The organism is Bradyrhizobium sp. SZCCHNRI1009, from assembly GCF_032487575.1.
GTDB lineage: Bacteria > Pseudomonadota > Alphaproteobacteria > Rhizobiales > Xanthobacteraceae > Bradyrhizobium.
In genome coordinates this window covers 313,940-331,338 of sequence record NZ_JAUEUL010000002.1, presented here as the reverse complement: position 1 = coordinate 331,338, position 17,399 = coordinate 313,940, and the positions used below count along the sequence as shown (strand labels likewise).

The following is a 17,399-nucleotide window of genomic DNA, read 5'->3' as shown; positions in this document are numbered from 1 at the left end:
GCTCCCGTACAAATACGGAGCCACACCGAGAAATCCGCGGTCGCAAGCGGCGTCCCGCTTGTTAGTTCAACGGGCGAACACCGATCGCACCTTGTCCCACAACGATGACGCATGCGCCGGATCGTGGTCGACGTCGTCGTCCTTCGCTCGGGTCGTCGAGGGCTGTTGCAGGCTCACCGGATCCGATGCCGGGAACGTATCCATCAGTCCCTTGTCGAGTTGCGTAGCCGTCTCACGATCGAGACGCGCGGCCTCGCGCGGATCGACCGCGTGCTTGTCGTGGGGCGCAGGATTGAATTTCTCAGCCATGGTCAATCTCCCTGTGGAACGACAACGCAGTGGCGAAAGACGTGTTCCGCGAGATGTGGCGGCCGGCGACCGCAATGGCGCTCGTATCTCCCGCCGCTTCCGCGTCGATATCACCTTGGCCGGAACCGCGTGGGCATGTATCACGGACGGTAAACTGTTCCCGAAAGTTGCGGAGCCCGAGCGTGAGTGAGACTGCCGTGAACAAGCCCTTCATCGACGTGCTGGCCGGACGGCGGCAGAGCGTGCCCCCGATCTGGATGATGCGGCAGGCCGGCCGCTATTTGCCGGAGTACCGCGAGGTCCGCGCCAAGGCCGGCGGCTTTCTCGACCTCTGCTTCAATCCCGAACTCGCGGCCGAAGTCACGCTGCAGCCGATCCGGCGCTTCGGCTTCGATGCGGCGATCATCTTTTCCGACATTCTGGTGATCCCGCACGCGCTCGGCCGCAGCGTCCGCTTCGAAATCGGCGAAGGCCCGCGGCTGGACCCGCTCGATACGCCGGACAAGATCGCGACGCTGTCGGCGAAGGCCGATTTGTCGAAGCTGGAAGCGGTGTTCGAGGCGCTGCGCAGGGTGCGGGCCGAGCTGCCGCGGAGCACCGCGCTGATCGGCTTCTGCGGCGCCCCATGGACGGTCGCGACCTACATGGTCGCAGGCCAAGGCACGCCTGATCAGGCGCCAGCGCGGCTGCTCGCCTATCGGCATCCCGATGCGTTCGGCAGAATCATCGATGCGCTGGTCGAAAGCTCGATCGCCTATCTCCTGAAGCAGCTGGAGGCCGGCGCCGACGCACTGCAGATCTTCGACACCTGGGCCGGCGTGCTGTCGCCGCGCGAGTTCGCGCGCTGGTCCGTCGCGCCGACACGGCGCATCGTCGAGGGCGTCCGCAAGGTACGTCCGGATGCGAAGATCATCGGTTTTCCGCGCGGGGCCGGTGCGCTGTTGCCGGGCTACGTCGCCGAAACCGGCATCGATGCCGTCAGCATCGACTGGACCGCGGAGCCGGGCCTCGTGCGCGAGAAGGTGCAGAGCAAGGTCGCGGTGCAGGGCAATCTCGATCCGCTGGCACTGATCACCGGCGGCGCGGCGCTCGACCAGGCGGTCGACGACGTGCTGGCGAGCTATTCCGGCGGCCGCCACATCTTCAACCTCGGCCACGGCATTCTGCCGGAAACCCCGATCGCCCATGTGGAGCAGATGCTGGCACGGGTACGCGCCTACAAGGGATGACTTGCTAGCGCGGCCGGCTGCGCTCGATCAGCTCCGCCGCGCCGTTGGCAAGCAGATCGAGCCCGACCGCCCGGCCGAGCTCGCGCGGACGATCCGCCGGCGCCGAGCGCTGCGCCTCGATGAAGTGGCCGCCATCCTCGTCGAGCACCGAGGCGGTCAGCGTCAGCTGACCGCCGTCGATGGTCGAAAAGCCAGCGATCGGCGAGTTGCAGTGACCGTTGAGCACCCACAGCACCTCGCGCTCGGCGTCGGCGCAGGTCCGCGCCGCCGCATCGTCGATGGTCGCCAGGATGCGCCGCGTGTCCCAGTCGGAGGCCGGGCATTCGACGGCGACGATGCCCTGCCCGACCGCCGGCAGCATGTCGGCGACCGGGAAGTCATAGGAGGCGCGGTCGGACAGGCCGACCCGCTCCAGCCCGGAGCGCGCCATGATCAACGCATCAGCCGGCCCCACGGCGCCGCCGTCCGGCAGCTTCTGCAGCTCGCCATTGTCGAGCTTGCGGATGCGGGTATCGGCCGCGCCGCGAAAATGGATCAGCTCGGCCTGCGGAAACAGTCGTCGCGCATAGGCGGCGCGGCGCACGGCATTGGTGCCGATCTTGAAGCCCCGGCCGCCATCGTTGCGGAATTCGTCCAGCGACAGCCCCCGCCGCAGCACCAGCACGTCGCCCGGCGGATCGCGCGACAGCAGCGCCGCAACCACCAGCCCCGGCGTTTCCTCGTTGCCCGGCATGTCCTTCAGCGAGTGCATTGCTGCATGCAGCCTGCCATCCAGCATGGCGCGGCGGATCTCGGCCACGAACGCCCCGCCCTTGCCGCCATGGGTGAGCAGCTTGCTGGTCTGGTCGGAATCGCCCGTCGTCTCGAACTTGACGATCTCGATGTCGAGCGACGGAATCGCGGCCTGCAGCCGGCGGGCGATCTCCTCCGTCTGCGCCAAGGCCATCGTGCTCTTGCGGGTGCCGATCCGGAAACGTGTCACGAACTCATTCCTGCGTCAGCGCGCGTCCTGCAAGATCATGTCGGAGGCCTTCTCCGCGATCATGATGACCGGCGCGTTGGTGTTGCCCGAAACCAGGTCCGGCATGATCGAGGCATCGACCACGCGCAGGCCGTCGATGTCGCGCACGCGCAGGCGCTGATCGACCACGGCGACAGCATCGGTCCCCATCCGGCAGGTCGAGGTCGGATGGTAGATCGTGCTGCCGGTCTGCCGGCAATAGGCCAGGATGTCGTCATCGCTCACGATCTTGGACCCCGGATAGGCTTCACCCGAGACATACGGCTTCAGCGCCGGTGCCGCCAGGATTTTCCGCAGGATCCGGAGGCCATCGACGTTGGCCCGCCGGTCGGTTTCACTGGCGAGATAATTGATGCGGATTTCCGGCGGCACCGTCGGATCCGCGCTCCTGATCCGCAGCGAACCGCGGCTTTCGGGCCTGAGCTGGCAGACCGAGGCGGTGAAGCCGGAGAAGGTGTGTAACTTCTCGCCCATCTTGTCGGTCGAGAAGGGGATGAAGTGGATCTGGATGTCCGGGCTCGCGAGCCGCGGATCGGTCTTGAAAAATGCGCCGGCCGTCCCCGCCGCGATCGTCAGCGGACCGTTGCGGAAGGCCGCATAGCGTGCGCCGGCCAGCACCTTGCGCACCGGATTGTTGACGATGTCGTTGAGCGTGATGCGCTGGCTGCAGCGCATCACGATACGCACCTGCAGATGGTCCTGCAGGTCACTCCCGACACCGGGCGCATCGAGGACCACGTCGAGGCCGTGCTGCTTCAACAGCTCGGCCGGACCGACCCCGGACAGCTGCAGCAGTTGCGGCGAGTTGTAGGCGCCGCTCGACACCAGGATCTCCCTGCGGGCGCGGGCCGTCCGCATCCGGCCGCGCTGGCTGAACGTGACGCCGCCGGCCCGGCGCCCCTCGAACAAAATCCGCTGGGCCAGCGCGTCGGTCTCGACGTGCAGGTTGCTGCGACCGAGCGCCGGCCGCAGGTAGGAGGCCGCGGTGCTGGCGCGACGGCCGCGCCGGGTCGTCGTCTGGAAGAACCCCGCGCCCTCCTGGCTCGCACCATTGAAGTCGCCATTGAAGGGCAACCCGGCCTCGACCGCCGCCTTCACGAAGGCTTCAGACAAGGGGTCCTCGTGCCGCCAGTCTGACACCGGCAGCGGGCCGTCGATGCCATGATAGTCGTCGGCGCCGCGGGACTGATTTTCCGCCCGCTTGAAATAGGGCAGCACGTCGTCATAGCCCCAGCCGACATTGCCGCGCTGCCGCCAGCGGTCGTAGTCCTCGTGCTGACCGCGCACATAGAGCAGGCCGTTGATCGAGCTGGAGCCGCCGAGCACCTTGCCGCGCGGCTGAAACACCGAGCGGCCGTCGAGCCCCGGCTCCGGCTCGGTCTGGTACATCCAGTTGACGGTCTTTTCCTTGAACAGCTTGCCGTAGCCGAGCGGAACGTGGATCCAGATGTTGGTGTCCTTCGGACCGGCCTCGAGCAGCAGCACCGTGTGCTTGCCGTCACTGCTGAGCCTGTTGGCGAGAACGCACCCGGCCGAGCCGGCACCGACCACGATATAGTCGAACTCCAGGTCCGTCTCACGCAACGCTGCGCTGCCTTCCATCGCTTCCCCACCGGCCTTGTTGTTGTTTCATCCTCGATGATACCAAAAGCCGGCGCATGCAAGCGGCAAATCAGCAGGTCTGGTCGGCCATCTCAGTCATGACTGCTTCAGCAGCCGCGCGGCGTGCCGTGCGATCATCATCTCTTCATCGGTATTGACCACCCGCACACGCACCCGCGACTGGTCCGAAGAGATCAAGGAATGGCTCGCGCGGTTGCGGCTTTCGTCCAACGCGATCCCGAGCCACTCGAATCCCTGGCAGACGCGCTCGCGAATGCGCCATGCATGCTCGCCGATCCCGCCGCAGAACACCACCGCGTCGATGCCAGAGAGGATCGCGGCCATGGCGCCGAGCTCGCGCCTGATGCGGTCGACGAAGTAGTCGATCGCCTGCCGCGCCTCCGTCGTGCCGGCGGCCTCCAGTTCGCGCATGTCCTGCGACAACCCCGACAATCCCTTGAGGCCCGAGTGATTGTAGAGGAGATCGGTGACCGCCTCGGCCGTCATGCGCTTCTCCTCAAGCAGATAGAGAACGACGCCAGGGTCGAGCTGACCGCAGCGCGTGCCCATCGGCAGACCGTCGAGTGCCGTGAAGCCCATCGACGAACCGATGCTCTGCCCATCCCGGATCGCACACATCGAGGCGCCGTTGCCGAGATGCATCACGACCACCCGGCCCTTCTCGTCGAGCGGAGCGATCTCCTTCAATCGCGACACGACGTATTCATAGGACAGGCCGTGAAAGCCGTAGCGGCGGACGCCCTGATCGTAGAGCTCGCGCGGCAAGGCGTAGGTGTCGTTAACCCAGGGGTGCGAGCGATGGAACGCGGTATCGAAACATGCGACCTGCATGGCGCCAGGAAAGGCGCGATGGGCGGCGCGGACACCAGAGAGATTGTGAGGCTGGTGCAGCGGCGCCAGCGGAATGAGCTTTTGCAGATCATTCAGAACATCGTCATTGACGACGATCGGCCGCGTGAATGCGAGCCCGCCATGAACGACGCGGTGACCGACCGCGTCGACTTCGGTGCGGCCGATGGCGCGCTGCAGGACCTCGAGCACGACGCCGAGAGCCGCTTCGTGATCGGCGGCGCTCGCTGCATCCAGGCGTTCATCGGCCAGCGGAGCGCCCCTCAGCTTTGCTTCGAGATGCGGCGCGTTGCGGCCAAGCCCCTCGATCTGGCCATGCACGGTCTCGACAAGGACGGCATCTTCCTCGAACAAGGCGAATTTGATCGAGGATGAGCCGGAGTTGAGAGTCAGGATGTGTTGCATCGGTGATGCCGCCTCGTGACGAATGTTGAACTGATAAACTGCAGAAAATACGAATTATTTCCATGACGATCCGAAGACGAACAAAACGCTAGGTTGCATTCTGACACCGAATTATCGTCTGCCATCGTACCCAAGGTTGAGTCGGACCCGCGGGAGGGCCATTGCGTGAATATGCCTCGACATCTCCTCCCGACCACCGTGGTCGGAAGCTACCCGCAGCCGGATTGGCTGGTCGATCGCGCAATGCTCTCGAAATCCGTTCCTCGCATTCGCATGCAGGGCATGTGGCGCATTCTCCGGCCGCTGCTCGACGACGCCCAGGACGACGCGACCATCGTCGCGATCCACGACATGGAACAGGCGGGGATCGACATCGTGTCGGATGGCGAGATCCGGCGCGAAAGCTACTCCAACCGGTTCGCGACCGCGCTCGACGGCGTCGATGCCGACAATCCCGCCATCATCATCTCGCCGTCCGGAATCAAGACGCCAGTGCCGCGCGTCGTCGGTCCGATCCGGCGGACGCAGCCGGTCGAGCTGCGCGACATGGAGTTCCTCCGCCGTAACACCCGGCGTGCCGCCAAGATCACCCTGCCCGGGCCGTTCACATTGAGCCAGCAGGCCCAGGACGACTTCTACGGCGACGACGAGGCGCTCGCGATGGCTTTCGCCGAGGTCGTCAATGCCGAGGCCCGCGACCTGCAACGCGCCGGCGCCGACGTCATCCAGCTCGACGAGCCCTGGGTCCGCAACAATCCGCAGGCGGCGCGGCGCTATGCCGTCAAGGCGATCAACCGGGCTCTGGATCATATTACGGTGCCCACCATCGTTCACGTCTGCTTCGGTTATGCCGCCATCGTGCCGGGCTCCAGCAAGCCGAGCGGATATGCGTTCCTGGCCGAGCTTGCCGATTGCCACGCTGCGCAGATCGCGATCGAGGCGGCGCAGCCGCGGCTCGACCTCGGCGTTCTCAGAGATCTCTCGACCAAGACCATCGTGCTCGGCGTCCTCGATCTCGGCGATCCCGAGATCGAGCCGATCGCTGTCGTGGCCGAGCGCATCCGCAACGGCCTGAAAGTGGTGGCGCCGGAGCGGCTGGTCGTGGCGCCCGACTGTGGCATGAAATATCTGCCGCGCGCGACCGCCTTCGGGAAATTGAAGGCGATGTGCGCGGCGGCGGCGCGGGTGCGCGAGGAACTCGCCTGACAGCCCAATGTGGCAGATGCGGCGCATGTCGGGCGCGGCGCTCCACGATGGCGCCACCCTGCAAACCCATTTCCGGAATAAGGCAGGCGGTGAGCGCCGGGGGTCGGCTGGCCCGATGTCGTCGCGAGGGAGGCTCCGATGGCCGTCTGCATCACGACGAGGAACGTCGCCGCCGCGATCGGCATGCTTGCCGGCGCAGCGGTGAGCGGGACCGCGATGGCCGACCCGCTCGACGATATCATGGGCGGCCTGATGCGCGACGCGCGCAGCTCGTTTGCGCGGATGGTGCCGATCGGGCTCGTGCCGACCATGCCATCGCTCCAGCCGCCTCCCATCCAGCAGCCAACGGCACTGCCACCACCCTCTCGGCCCGCGTTCCCGCCGCAGGCCCAGGCCGTCAAGCCGCAGGCGGCAGCGAAACCATTGCGCCCCCGGCCGCCGCTCAGTCCGGCCGCGGCGACGCTGGCGGCTGCCGATGCGGCCGAGACGGTCGCCGACGCCAATCTCGATGCCGCGCTGGCGGCCAACGAGAAGGCCATTTCCGACCGCGACGCGGCGGAGGCGGTGGCAAAGGCCAATCCCACCGCAGCCAACATCGCGGCGGCCAAGGCCGCGGCCGAGGCGGCGTACACCGCCGAAGCGAACCTCACCGACGCGCTATTGGCCGACAAGGAGACCGATGCACGCCTGAAGGCCGCACGCGCCGCCGTCGCAGCCGAGCAGAGCGGCCGGAAGTCCTCAGGCAAGCCGCCGTCGGCGATGCCGGTCAACCTGCTCGCCGACAAATAGCCGGCAGTGCGCTCACAGCGCGTCGGTCCGCTCCAGCGTATCGATCGTGACCACGCCGTGGGCGCGGGAAACGCAGGCGCAGAGCTTGCGGCTCTCGTGCTTCTGCTCGGCGCTGAAGAACACGTCGCGATGATCGATCTCGCCCTCGACTTCGACGACGTCAACCGCGCAGACGCCGCACTCGCCGCGCCGGCAATCCGCCATGACCTCGTGGCCGGCGGCATTGAGCACGTCGAGCATCGAGCGGTCGCGCGGCACCACGATCTCCTCGCCGCTGTCGCGCAGCCGGACCTTGAATGGCTCGGTCGACAGCCGGCCGCTCGATCCGAACGTCTCATAGCTGAGATCGGCCGGCGCGCGGCCGCACGCCGCCCACGCGCTGCGCGCGGCATCCAGCATCCGCATCGGTCCGCAGAACAGCACGGCTGCTCCGGACGGCAGACTCGAAAAAAGATCGGTCAGGTCGAGCCGCTGCGACTGGTCCGCGGCATACACCGCGAGACGGTCGCCGAGCAGCGCCGAGAGCTCATCGAGGTAGGCCGCATCACCGCGGGATCGCACCGCGTAATGCAGCGAGACGCTCGGCGTCTTACGCAGCAGCGCATGCGCCGCCCCGACCAGCGGCGTGATGCCGATGCCGCCGGCGACCAGACAATAATGCTGATACTGCCAATCGACCTGCAGCAGCGAGGTCGGGCTCGCCACGTCCAGCCGCGCGCCGGGCTGCAGCGACCACAGATAGCGCGATCCGCCGCGGGAATCCTCGGCGAAGCGCACGGCGATCCGGTAGCCCCGCGGGTCCGCCTCGCCGACCAGCGAATAGGAGCGGACATCGGGCTGGCCGCCGGCGAGGACGCCGACCTTGATGTGGCTGCCGACCGCATAGGGCGCGCAGACATAGCCGTCGGGCCGCAGGATGAATTCGCGGATGCCCGGCGCAAGGTCGCGTGTCGAGACCAGGGTCGCAGGCGACCAATTGTCCTGGAAACGCATGATCGCCTCCTCAGCCGTTGATCTGCGTCTTGATCAGCACCGCCGCCGGCACCAGGTCCATCGGACCACGCGCCTTCACGGCCAGCCGCAGGTTGCGGGCGGCCAGCCGGGCATGCTCACGCATGATGCTCTCGGCGCGGGCGCCCTCGCGGTTCTCGATCGCATCGATGACGATGCGGTGATGCTCCTGCGCGACCACCAGGATGTGGCGCGCCTCCGGCAGCGCCGATTGCGCCATCACGAATCCGCTCGGCGAGGCGAACGGCAGCGCGCTGGCGCGGTCGACCTGGCGGATCACCGGCGGACTGCGCGACAACTCGGCCAGCAAGGCATGAAAGCGCGCATTCAGCGCCACATAGGCCGAGAAGCCGTCGAAGGAGAGCTCGGCGGGCGCGATCAGTTCGTCGATCTGGGCGAGGCATTCGCGCATCGGCTCGGTGTCGCGCACGGACACGCCGCGCTCGGCGGCGAGCCGCGCCGCCAGTCCTTCCATCGTGCCGCGCACCTCGATGGAGTCGAGCACGTCGCGCTCGGAGAACGATTTCACCATGAAGCCGCCGGACGGAATCGCCTCCAGCAGCCCCTCCTCCTCGAGCCGGACCAGCGCCATGCGCACCGGCGTGCGGGAGACGCCGGCGGCCTCGACCGCCTGCAGCTCGGATATGCGCTCACCGGGGCGCAAGCCGCCGGTGAGGATCAGGTCGCGCAAGGTGAGCTGCGCTCGGACGGTCTGCGAGATCGAACGCTCGCTGTCACGCTCGGCCATTCCATTCTACTCCGCGGCTTCACGCAGCGGCGTTTCGCGCGCGATCATCCGATCGATGATCCGCCGTGCCCACATTGCGCCTGCATCGATGTTGAGATTGTAGAACACGCGCCCCGGATTCTCGTCCATCGCGCGCTGCTGCGCTTCCAGGATCGTTTCGTCCTCGCGGAAGATGCCCGACACACCTTCGCGGATCTCGGTCGTCAGCCGCTGCTCGGTGAGCTGGTAGTTGCGGGCGAACGCCCAGAAATAATGGCAGGTCGTGTCGGTCTCCGGCGTGATGGTGTTGAGCACCATGCCGTTGACGCCCTGCGAGCGGTCACCCTCCGGCGCGCCCGTCCCGGTCGGCGCGACGCCGACGTCGATCGTCACCGTGCACGGCGCCTCGAAGCGGATGATCTGCCAGCGGTCCACCAGGCCCGGCTTGCCGAGCTGCTTCGCCCAGAATGGGGGCGGCTCGATACCGCGCATCCAGCGCGTCACGGTGGCGGTGCGCTCGCCATGGGTGACGTCGAACGGCGCTTCGGCCACCGCGTCGTTGCCGATCGACGAGCCGTGCACGAAGGTCTCGTGCGTGAGATCCATCAGATTGTCGACCACCAGCCGGTAGTCGCATTTGACGTGGATGGTCTTGCCGTCGCCGGCCCAGGCCGGATCGTGATTCCAGTGCATGTCGGGAATAATAGCGGGATCGGCCAGCGCCGGATCGCCCATCCACAGCCAGATGAACCGATGCCGTTCGACCGCCGGATAGGCACGTACGCAGGCCGAGGGATTGATGGTCTCCTGCGACGGCATGAAGGTGCAGCGGCCCTGCGGGCTGAATTTCAGGCCATGATAGCCGCAAACGACGGTGTCGCCTTCCAGCCGGCCCTTGGACAGCGGCACCAGCCGGTGCCAGCAGGCATCTTCGAGCGCGGCGATGGTGCCATCGGCCTTGCGGTACATCACGACGTGCTTGCCGCAGATCGTCCGCGGCAGCAGGGCCTGCTTGACCTCGGCGTCCCAGGCCGCGGCGTACCATGCATTCATCGGAAAAGAAGCGGCCATGGCGTGTCCTCGTGTCAGTATACTTCCAACTGAGCATTGTATACAGCAAGCAAAGGATGAGACGCAAGTTCCGCCTTCTTTCGGCAAAAACTGCCGATCCTGTATACAGCACCCGCGCGACGGTTCCGCTCCAAGGAACAAGGCTGACAGACAATCTTTTCTGATTCAGGTACTTGCGCTGATTCCTCGCTACGCACTCCGAGCCACAGTCACCCGCTCTGTAACGGCACCAGAGATCCGCCGGATCAGCCCCTCACGGCGAGAGCTGGTCCCGTTCGGAGCGCGGCTCCGGCGAGGCAGGGGTCGACGATCACAGCCCCTCGCCCCGAAGCCACGCGGCGCCGCGTGCATAGAGCGCTTCGACCTCCGGCCCCTTCAGCCCGGGCATGTCGCGCTTCACCGTGTAGCCGATGCGCGTCTGCAGATAAGCGAGATGCCGATACCCCACGGGAAACTGCTCCAGCAGCGCACGGTCCAGCGCCGGCACCGCGCCGGGCGTCACCGGGTCCATGCGGTCCTTCTCGTAGATCGGCTGGCGCAGCACGATGCCCCATTTGCCCGCGCGCTTCTCGAGGAAGTCGTAGAAGCGGCCGGTGCACAGCACGTCGCAGACGACGCCCTCGACCTCGGCCCGCTGCGAGATCGTCATCTTGGTCTGGGAGATCGCGCAATGACCGGCGAGATCGACCGAGATGCCGCCGAGGAAGTGCAGGATGTTGACACCCTTGGCCCAGGCCGCCTTGCTGATCTCGATGAACTCGTCGCCGGTGCCCTGCGTCCACGTCGCCATCATCCGCCCATCCGGATGCCACACCGTGCGGAAGCGCTCCCAATCGCCCGCATCGCGCCAGATCGCCCAGTTCTGCAACAGCTCGCGAATCTGGCGGTCGTCCTCGATCTCGGCGGCGGTCTTGGTCATGGTGGTTTCCTCTTTGCGTTGTTGCTGCTGGATACGGGATCGGGAGTGCGCTGCAAAGGCACGGCTGATCATGGCTGCCCGGTGCGTGCGACAAATTCGGTGTTGTCCCGGCCTTGAGCCGGGGCCCAGAACCACCGGCCCTCGGGGTGAGGCGAGATCGGTCGGCCATCATGCCTCGAACGTCTCCCTGGGGTTATGGGTCCTGGATCGGTGCGCGCGTGGCGCGCTTGTCCGGGACGACACCGAATGTGAGGCGAGCGCGTGCTCCCCGCGGCGCGCAGCGCCCGAGTGATGCATTCGTCATGCCCCCCTGAACAACGAGAGGGCGCGGAGAAGGCCGGACCTCGGCTGAGGCCCGTGGCCCGCCTGCTCAAAAGAATGCAGGCGGCAGGTACCACAGGTACAGCCGGACAGACCCGGCCTTCCCCGCGCGATAGTTTTACGGTGTCCTTCGTGCTCTCCCTGGGGATCGGCTTTCTTGCCCCCATTTTGCGACAACGCGCCTTTGGCGCGTTGCGCAGACCTCAGCGTCGAGAGGCCAGGACCACACGACTTCGCCGTCCGTGCCAACCGCGCTCGTCGCGCGCAGCCGTCACGTCCATCGCAGCCCACCTCAACGTTCGTGACGACGCGTACGTCCCTCTGCTCGAGGCGGGTTGCCGGCATAGAAGCATGATTTCTGAAAAAACGCAATACAATTTTTTCACTGCAGGGCGATCACCGCCAGATGCCCTCGGCGTCCGCGGGGGACCGGACAGCTCCATGCGCGGGCCGCAGGGATGCGAGGAGCATGGCAGGCTGCGGCTGCAGCGCGAGCTTTCGCCTTTGCCCGCTCACATCCAATTGACCGGTCGTGATCGATCCAGGGCGGCTGCCCCCGCTTGATTCATCTGCTCGCGTTCGATTAGTTAGCCGCAACCAACAGAACGGCGGGAAACAAACGCTTCACGACCTCCCAAGGTGTTGCACAAGGCTTCGTCGCACGATGTGCTCTTCCGGATGATGACTCCCCCCATCGCATAGGCCGGGCCGCTCTGAACCGCTGCGCTCGGCGCGCCGATCTCTCAGCTTCCATGCCGACGACCACCGGTTCGGTCGGCCCGATCCTCTCAGCTGCATCCGACGCGCGTGCCGCCGGTGATCGATCCTGCATGTCGATCAGGATCCGGCGCCGCGACGGCCAACTCAGGAGCGACACGTCACATGATCTCCGCCGAACACCTGACCCGCCAATACGGGTCATTCACCGCCGTCGACGACGTCTCCTTTGAGGTCGGCGACGGCGAGATCGTCGGCCTGCTCGGGCACAATGGCGCCGGCAAGACCACCATCATGAAAATGCTGACGGGCTATCTCGAGCCGACCGCCGGCACGGCGACCATTCATGGCCACGACATCGGCAGGCAGCGCCGGCAGGCGCAGGCACTGATCGGCTACCTGCCCGAGAATTGTCCGCTGTATCCCGAGATGACAGTGGTCGAATTCCTCGACTACGCGGCGGAGCTGAGAGGAATCCCGCCGGGCGCCCGGGCGCAGGCGCTGCGCGATGCCATCGCCGCGACCGGCCTTGCGGAAAAGGCCACCGCGCCGATCGCGAGCCTGTCGCGCGGCTACCGGCAGCGCACCGGCGTCGCACAGGCGATCCTGCACAAGCCGAAGATCGTGATCCTCGACGAGCCGACCAACGGCCTCGATCCGTCGCAGATCGCGCAGATGCGGGGATTGATCCGGGATCTCGCGAAGACAGCCACCGTGATCCTGTCGACCCATATCCTGCAGGAGGTGCGCGCCGTGTGCGAGCGCGTGCTGGTGATCAACCGCGGCCGGCTGGCGCTCGACACAAGGATGAGCGATCTCGGCGGTCCTGGCCGGTTGCGTCTCGTCACCAGCGGGCCGCCCGACCTGATCGAGCGGCTGGTCACGGGGATTGGGCTCGTGAAGAGCGTGGAGCGGCTGACGGCGGCCGAGCCCGGCCATGCCTATGCCCTCAACCTCAATGGCCACGCGGCCAGCGCCGTGGCGCCGGCCGTCGCCCGCGTCATCACCGACAACAAGCTCGATCTGTTCGCCCTGCATCCCGAACAGCGCGATCTCGAAACCCTGTTTGCCGACATCACCGGCGCCGGCGCGCCGACCCCGGAGGCCCTGCATGCATAACGTTCTTCGTATCGCTCGCAAGGAGCTGGCCGTCTTCTTCGCCTCGCCCGCGGCCTTCATCTTCATGGCCGCGTTCCTCGCCGTCACCCTGTTCCTGTTCTTCTGGGTCGACCGCTTCTTCGCCCGCAACATCGCCGACGTCCGGCCGCTGTTCGAATGGATGCCGGTGCTGATGATCTTCATCGTGTCGGCCATCACGATGCGGATGTGGAGCGAGGAGCGGCGCGCCGGCACGCTGGAGTTCCTGCTGACATCGCCGGTCGCGCCGCTGCAGCTGGTGCTCGGCAAGTTCCTCGCCTGCCTCGCTTTGGTCGCGATCGCGCTGGCGCTGACGCTGCCGCTCCCGATCACGGTCTCCATGATCGGCCGGCTCGACTGGGGACCGGTGGCCGGCGGCTATCTCGCCGCGCTGGCCCTCGCCTCCGCCTACATCTCGATTGGCCTGTTCGTCAGCGCCCGCTCAGACAACCAGGTCATCAGCCTGATCGTCTCCACCCTGATCTGCGGCGCGTTCTATCTGCTCGGCTCCAACACGCTGACCTCGCTGACCGGCAACGAAGGCGGCGAGCTGCTGCGCCAGCTCGGGGCCGGGTCGCGCTTCGAGTCGATCGCCCGCGGCGTCATCGACCTGCGCGACCTCTATTACTATCTCAGCATTTTCGGCGTCTTCCTGGTGCTCAATCTCTATGTGCTGGAGAGCCTGCGCTGGTCGTCGCAGGGCCGCGCGCCGCAGCACCGGCGCTGGCGCATGGTGGCCGCGCTCACGGTGGCCAATCTCGTCGCCGTCAACCTGTGGCTCGGCCAGCTCCCGGCCGCACGGGCCGATCTCACCGCGGGACACATCTACTCGATCTCGGACGAGACAAAGAGCTATCTCGGCCAGCTGCAGGAGCCGCTGCTGATCCGCGGCTATTTCAGCGCTCAGACCCACCCGCTGCTGGCGCCGCTGGTGCCGCGGCTGCGCGATCTCCTGAAGGAGTACGAGATCGCAGGACAAGGCAAGGTCCGGGTCGAGTTCGTCGACCCGATGCAGAACGCCGCGCTCGAGGCGGAAGCCAACAAGCAGTACGGCATCCAGCCGGTGCCGTTCCAGACCTCGAGCAAGTATCAGGCGTCGGTGACCAACTCCTACTTCAACATCCTCGTCAAATATGGCGATGAGTACACGACGCTCGGTTTCCGCGATCTCATCGAGGTCAAGGAGCGCGGTGACGGCGACAGCGAGCTCGACGTCAATCTGCGCAATCCCGAGTATACGATCACGCGCGCGATCAAGAAGGTGCTGAACGGCTATCGCGGCTCCGGCGACGTTCTGGCCGGCCTGCCGCAGCCGGTGACGCTCGAGGCCTATATCTCGGCCAAGAACCTGCCCGAGCCGCTCGCCAAGCTGAAGACCGCGCTGCAGGAGCTGATCAAGGACTACCAGAGCAAGACGCCGGGCAAGCTTGACGCGAAGATCGTCGATCCCGACGCCGATGGCGGACAGATCGCCAAGACCCTGCAGGACGAATACGGCCTCGAGCCGCTTTCGGTCGGCCTGCTCAACCCGAAACGCTTCTGGTTCCATTTGATCCTGAAGAGCGGCGACAAGACCGAGCAGATCCAGCTGCCGGAGCAGCTCGACAAGGACGGCTTGAAGCGCAACATCGACGCCGAGCTGAAGCGCTTCACGCCCGGCGCGCTGCGCACCGTCGCGCTGTACACCCCGCCGGCGCAGCAGCCGATGCCGCAGCTCGGCATCCCCGGCAGCAGTGGGCCGTCGTTCGATCTGCTGCAGCAGAAGCTGCAGGAGAACACGCTCGTCGACGCCACCCAGCTGAAGGATGGACGCGTTCCCGAACGCGCCGACATCCTGTTCGTCGCCTCGCCGCAGCAGCTCGATCAGAAGCAGCTGTTCGCCGTCGATCAGTTCCTGATGAAGGGGGGCACGGTGATCGTCGCCACCTCGCCCTATCAGCCGTCGCTGCGCGGCAATCTCGACGTGACCAAGACGCCGTCCGGCCTGGAGGACTGGCTGGCGTTCCAGGGCGTGAAGGTCGGCGACAGCATGGTGCTCGACCGCCAGAACGCCTCGTTCCCGATCCCGAGCGAGCGCGACGTCGGCGGCGGCATCAAGGTGCGGCAGATCCGGCTGATGGACTACCCGTTCTTCGCCGACATCCGCAGCGACGGGCTGGCGCAGGGCGCGGCACCCTCGGCCGGCACCCAGCAGCTGACGCTGTCCTGGGCCTCGCCATTGACGATCGACGCCGACAAGGTCGGCAAGAAGCGAAAGATCGTCGATCTGATCCAGAGCTCGCCGCATTCATGGACCGCCAAGACGACCAACGTCGTGCCGGACTTCAAGGCGCATCCCGACACCGGCTTCCCTCCTGCCGACAAGCAGGGGCGCCAGCTGCTCGGGGCCATGATGGAGGGCGAGTTCACGTCGTTCTTCGCCGGCAAGCCATCGCCTCTCGCCAAGGACGCTGCTGAGCCCAAACCCGACGCAAAGGCTGATGCAAAGCCCGATGACGCGGCGAAGACGGCGGCTGCCGACGCCAAGCCCAGCATCACCGGCGTGATCTCCCGCTCGCCCGAAAGCGCGCGGCTGATCGTGATCGGCTCGGGCACTTTCCTGTCGGACGACGTGCTGCAGCTCGCCTCCAGCGTCGACCGCACGCAGTATCTGGCGCCGCTCGACTTCGCCCAGAACCTGGTCGACTGGTCGCTGGAGGACCGCGGGCTGCTGGCGCTGCGCAGCCGCGGCGGCCAGTTCTCGCGCACGCTCGCCCCGATGCAGAGCGGCGGCCAGATGTTCTGGGAATACCTGAACTATGCGCTCGCGCTCGCAGGGCTCGCCCTCGTCTACATCGTGCGCCGCGCGCTGCGGCTCGGCGCCCAACGGAGATATCTCAACATGCTCGGCATCGCGGAGGCGCGGACATGAAAGGGCTTCCCATCCTGCTCACGGCGCTGCTGGGTGGCCAGCTCGCGCTGGCTCTCACCTTCGCGGTCAACCGCTCCGATCATGCCGCGTTCGACGCCAAGGAGCCGCTGGTCGCGTTCGCGCCGGCCAAGGTCGATCAGGTCGCGATCGACGACGATGCCGGCCACACCGTCACCCTCGCGCGCAAGGACGGCAAATGGGTGATCCCCGCCTTGTCCGACTTTCCCGCCGACACGACGAAGGTCAATGGCCTGCTCGACCGCATCGCCGGCCTGAAGAAGGGCTGGCCGATCGCGAAGACCGAGGCCGCAGCCGAGCGCTTCAAGGTCACCGAAAAGGTTCATGAGCGCCGCGTGGTGCTGACGAGCGGCGGCAGCCGGGTCGGTGCGCTCCTGGTCGGGACCTCGCCGGCGTATCGCCAGGTGCATGTGCGGGCCGGCGATGCCTCTCCGGTCTTTGCCGTCGAGCTGGCGACCTACGACATCGGCGCGGAGCCCAGCGCCTGGATGCAGCAAGACATGCTGGACACGCCGCGCGACAAGATCGCCAGCGTCAATGTCGGCGACGTCACCATCGAGGGCAAGGACGGCAAGTTCACGCTGGCGGGGCTCGGCAAGGACGAGAAGCCGCGGCCCGACAAGATCGACGCCCTGGTCAGCGCGATGGCGCATCCCCCCTTCGATAACGTGCGCGGCAAGGGCAAGGCGGCGCTGGCGCAGACGGACGCGCCCGACGTCACCATCACGCTGAAGCGGACCGATGGAAGCGCGCTGACCTATCGCTACAAGAAGGACGCCGGTGGCGGCTATCTGTTCACGCGGTCGGCGGAGGACTATCTCTTCCATGTCAACGCCGACGCCGCCGCGCCGGTCGTGCAGGCCACGCGCGCGGCATTGATCGAGCCGCCGAAACCGGACAAGGCGCCGGACGCCAAGAGCTCGAACGACAACAGCTCGAACAATAAGAGTTCGGACAACAAGGGCGCAGACGCCAAGAACCCTGATGACAACGTTAAGAAGGCCGAGACCTCAGGCGCCAAGACGGATCAGGCGCCGGCAGCGTCAGAGGCTGTTCCGCCGTCATCCCATGGCGCCGAGCAGGCCGCTCACGGCGGCGCGGAACCGCCAAAGTCGCCCGGCGGCTAGCGCACCGCG

At 66.6% G+C, this 17,399-nt stretch carries 14 protein-coding genes; 6 read left to right on the top strand and 8 right to left on the bottom strand.

Annotation, left to right across the window (positions count from 1 at the left end):
- Positions 1–66 precede the first annotated feature (66 nt).
- The gene (locus tag QX010_RS05070) at positions 67–309 is read right to left on the bottom strand and encodes a hypothetical protein (protein WP_315805854.1); all 243 of its coding nucleotides are present in this window, start codon (positions 307–309) and stop codon (positions 67–69) included.
- 197 nt (positions 310–506) lie between these two features.
- Here QX010_RS05070 and hemE point away from each other — a divergent pair, with 197 nt between their 5' ends.
- Positions 507–1,538, top strand: a complete 1,032-nt coding sequence (gene hemE / locus QX010_RS05065; protein WP_410051925.1) for a uroporphyrinogen decarboxylase — start codon at positions 507–509, stop codon at positions 1,536–1,538.
- Positions 1,539–1,542: 4 nt separating this feature from the next.
- On the opposite strand, the gene hemC is transcribed toward hemE, so the two are convergent.
- The 3 genes from hemC to QX010_RS05050 all read right to left on the bottom strand — a co-directional run bounded on the left by hemC (position 1,543) and on the right by QX010_RS05050 (position 5,436).
- Positions 1,543–2,520: a hydroxymethylbilane synthase gene (gene hemC, locus QX010_RS05060; RefSeq protein WP_315805852.1), complete on the bottom strand. Its 978-nt coding sequence runs from the start codon at positions 2,518–2,520 to the stop codon at positions 1,543–1,545.
- Between the two features lie 15 nt (positions 2,521–2,535).
- A complete protein-coding gene (locus QX010_RS05055) occupies positions 2,536–4,161 on the bottom strand; it encodes a choline dehydrogenase (protein ID WP_316178017.1) in 1,626 nt (541 codons plus the stop codon).
- Positions 4,162–4,257: 96 nt separating this feature from the next.
- Entirely contained in the window at positions 4,258–5,436 is a 1,179-nt protein-coding gene (locus QX010_RS05050) for an acetate/propionate family kinase (protein ID WP_316178016.1), read from the bottom strand.
- A 171-nt stretch (positions 5,437–5,607) separates the two neighbouring features.
- Here QX010_RS05050 and QX010_RS05045 point away from each other — a divergent pair, with 171 nt between their 5' ends.
- Positions 5,608–6,642: a cobalamin-independent methionine synthase II family protein gene (locus QX010_RS05045; protein WP_316178453.1), complete on the top strand. Its 1,035-nt coding sequence runs from the start codon at positions 5,608–5,610 to the stop codon at positions 6,640–6,642.
- A gap of 138 nt (positions 6,643–6,780) precedes the next feature.
- Entirely contained in the window at positions 6,781–7,431 is a 651-nt protein-coding gene (locus tag QX010_RS05040) for a hypothetical protein (RefSeq protein WP_316178014.1), read from the top strand.
- A gap of 12 nt (positions 7,432–7,443) precedes the next feature.
- Here QX010_RS05040 and QX010_RS05035 read toward each other — a convergent pair whose 3' ends face one another.
- The 4 genes from QX010_RS05035 to QX010_RS05020 all read right to left on the bottom strand — a co-directional run bounded on the left by QX010_RS05035 (position 7,444) and on the right by QX010_RS05020 (position 11,159).
- On the bottom strand, positions 7,444–8,424 hold the full coding sequence (locus tag QX010_RS05035) for a PDR/VanB family oxidoreductase (RefSeq protein WP_316178012.1): 981 nt from the start codon (positions 8,422–8,424) through the stop codon (positions 7,444–7,446).
- A gap of 10 nt (positions 8,425–8,434) precedes the next feature.
- On the bottom strand, positions 8,435–9,190 hold the full coding sequence (locus QX010_RS05030) for a GntR family transcriptional regulator (RefSeq protein ID WP_315805847.1): 756 nt from the start codon (positions 9,188–9,190) through the stop codon (positions 8,435–8,437).
- Between the two features lie 6 nt (positions 9,191–9,196).
- The gene (locus QX010_RS05025) at positions 9,197–10,240 is read right to left on the bottom strand and encodes an aromatic ring-hydroxylating dioxygenase subunit alpha (RefSeq protein ID WP_316178010.1); all 1,044 of its coding nucleotides are present in this window, start codon (positions 10,238–10,240) and stop codon (positions 9,197–9,199) included.
- A 310-nt stretch (positions 10,241–10,550) separates the two neighbouring features.
- On the bottom strand, positions 10,551–11,159 hold the full coding sequence (locus tag QX010_RS05020; protein ID WP_316178008.1) for a nuclear transport factor 2 family protein: 609 nt from the start codon (positions 11,157–11,159) through the stop codon (positions 10,551–10,553).
- Between the two features lie 1,203 nt (positions 11,160–12,362).
- On the opposite strand from QX010_RS05020, the gene QX010_RS05015 reads away from it, so the two are divergent.
- From QX010_RS05015 to QX010_RS05005, 3 genes are read left to right on the top strand one after another with little or no spacing between them, the layout of a single operon-like run.
- Complete coding sequence (locus QX010_RS05015; protein WP_316178007.1) at positions 12,363–13,316, top strand: ABC transporter ATP-binding protein; 954 nt, start codon at positions 12,363–12,365, stop codon at positions 13,314–13,316.
- Complete coding sequence (locus QX010_RS05010) at positions 13,309–16,245, top strand: Gldg family protein (protein ID WP_316178005.1); 2,937 nt, start codon at positions 13,309–13,311, stop codon at positions 16,243–16,245. The genes QX010_RS05015 and QX010_RS05010 overlap by 8 nt, the downstream gene beginning before the upstream one ends.
- Positions 16,242–17,390, top strand: a complete 1,149-nt coding sequence (locus QX010_RS05005; protein ID WP_316178003.1) for a DUF4340 domain-containing protein — start codon at positions 16,242–16,244, stop codon at positions 17,388–17,390. The genes QX010_RS05010 and QX010_RS05005 overlap by 4 nt, the downstream gene beginning before the upstream one ends.
- Positions 17,391–17,399 lie beyond the last annotated feature (9 nt).

Coding starts and splice junctions, on each gene's coding strand:
- QX010_RS05050 (WP_316178016.1), bottom strand. CDS start 5,436: ATGCAACACATCCTGACTCTCAACTCCGGCTCATCCTCGATCAAATTC.
- QX010_RS05010 (WP_316178005.1), top strand. CDS start 13,309: ATGCATAACGTTCTTCGTATCGCTCGCAAGGAGCTGGCCGTCTTCTTC.
- QX010_RS05070 (WP_315805854.1), bottom strand. CDS start 309: ATGGCTGAGAAATTCAATCCTGCGCCCCACGACAAGCACGCGGTCGAT.
- QX010_RS05030 (WP_315805847.1), bottom strand. CDS start 9,190: ATGGCCGAGCGTGACAGCGAGCGTTCGATCTCGCAGACCGTCCGAGCG.
- QX010_RS05045 (WP_316178453.1), top strand. CDS start 5,608: ATGCCTCGACATCTCCTCCCGACCACCGTGGTCGGAAGCTACCCGCAG.
- QX010_RS05040 (WP_316178014.1), top strand. CDS start 6,781: ATGGCCGTCTGCATCACGACGAGGAACGTCGCCGCCGCGATCGGCATG.
- QX010_RS05055 (WP_316178017.1), bottom strand. CDS start 4,161: ATGGAAGGCAGCGCAGCGTTGCGTGAGACGGACCTGGAGTTCGACTAT.
- QX010_RS05015 (WP_316178007.1), top strand. CDS start 12,363: ATGATCTCCGCCGAACACCTGACCCGCCAATACGGGTCATTCACCGCC.
- QX010_RS05005 (WP_316178003.1), top strand. CDS start 16,242: ATGAAAGGGCTTCCCATCCTGCTCACGGCGCTGCTGGGTGGCCAGCTC.
- QX010_RS05025 (WP_316178010.1), bottom strand. CDS start 10,240: ATGGCCGCTTCTTTTCCGATGAATGCATGGTACGCCGCGGCCTGGGAC.
- QX010_RS05035 (WP_316178012.1), bottom strand. CDS start 8,424: ATGCGTTTCCAGGACAATTGGTCGCCTGCGACCCTGGTCTCGACACGC.
- QX010_RS05020 (WP_316178008.1), bottom strand. CDS start 11,159: ATGACCAAGACCGCCGCCGAGATCGAGGACGACCGCCAGATTCGCGAG.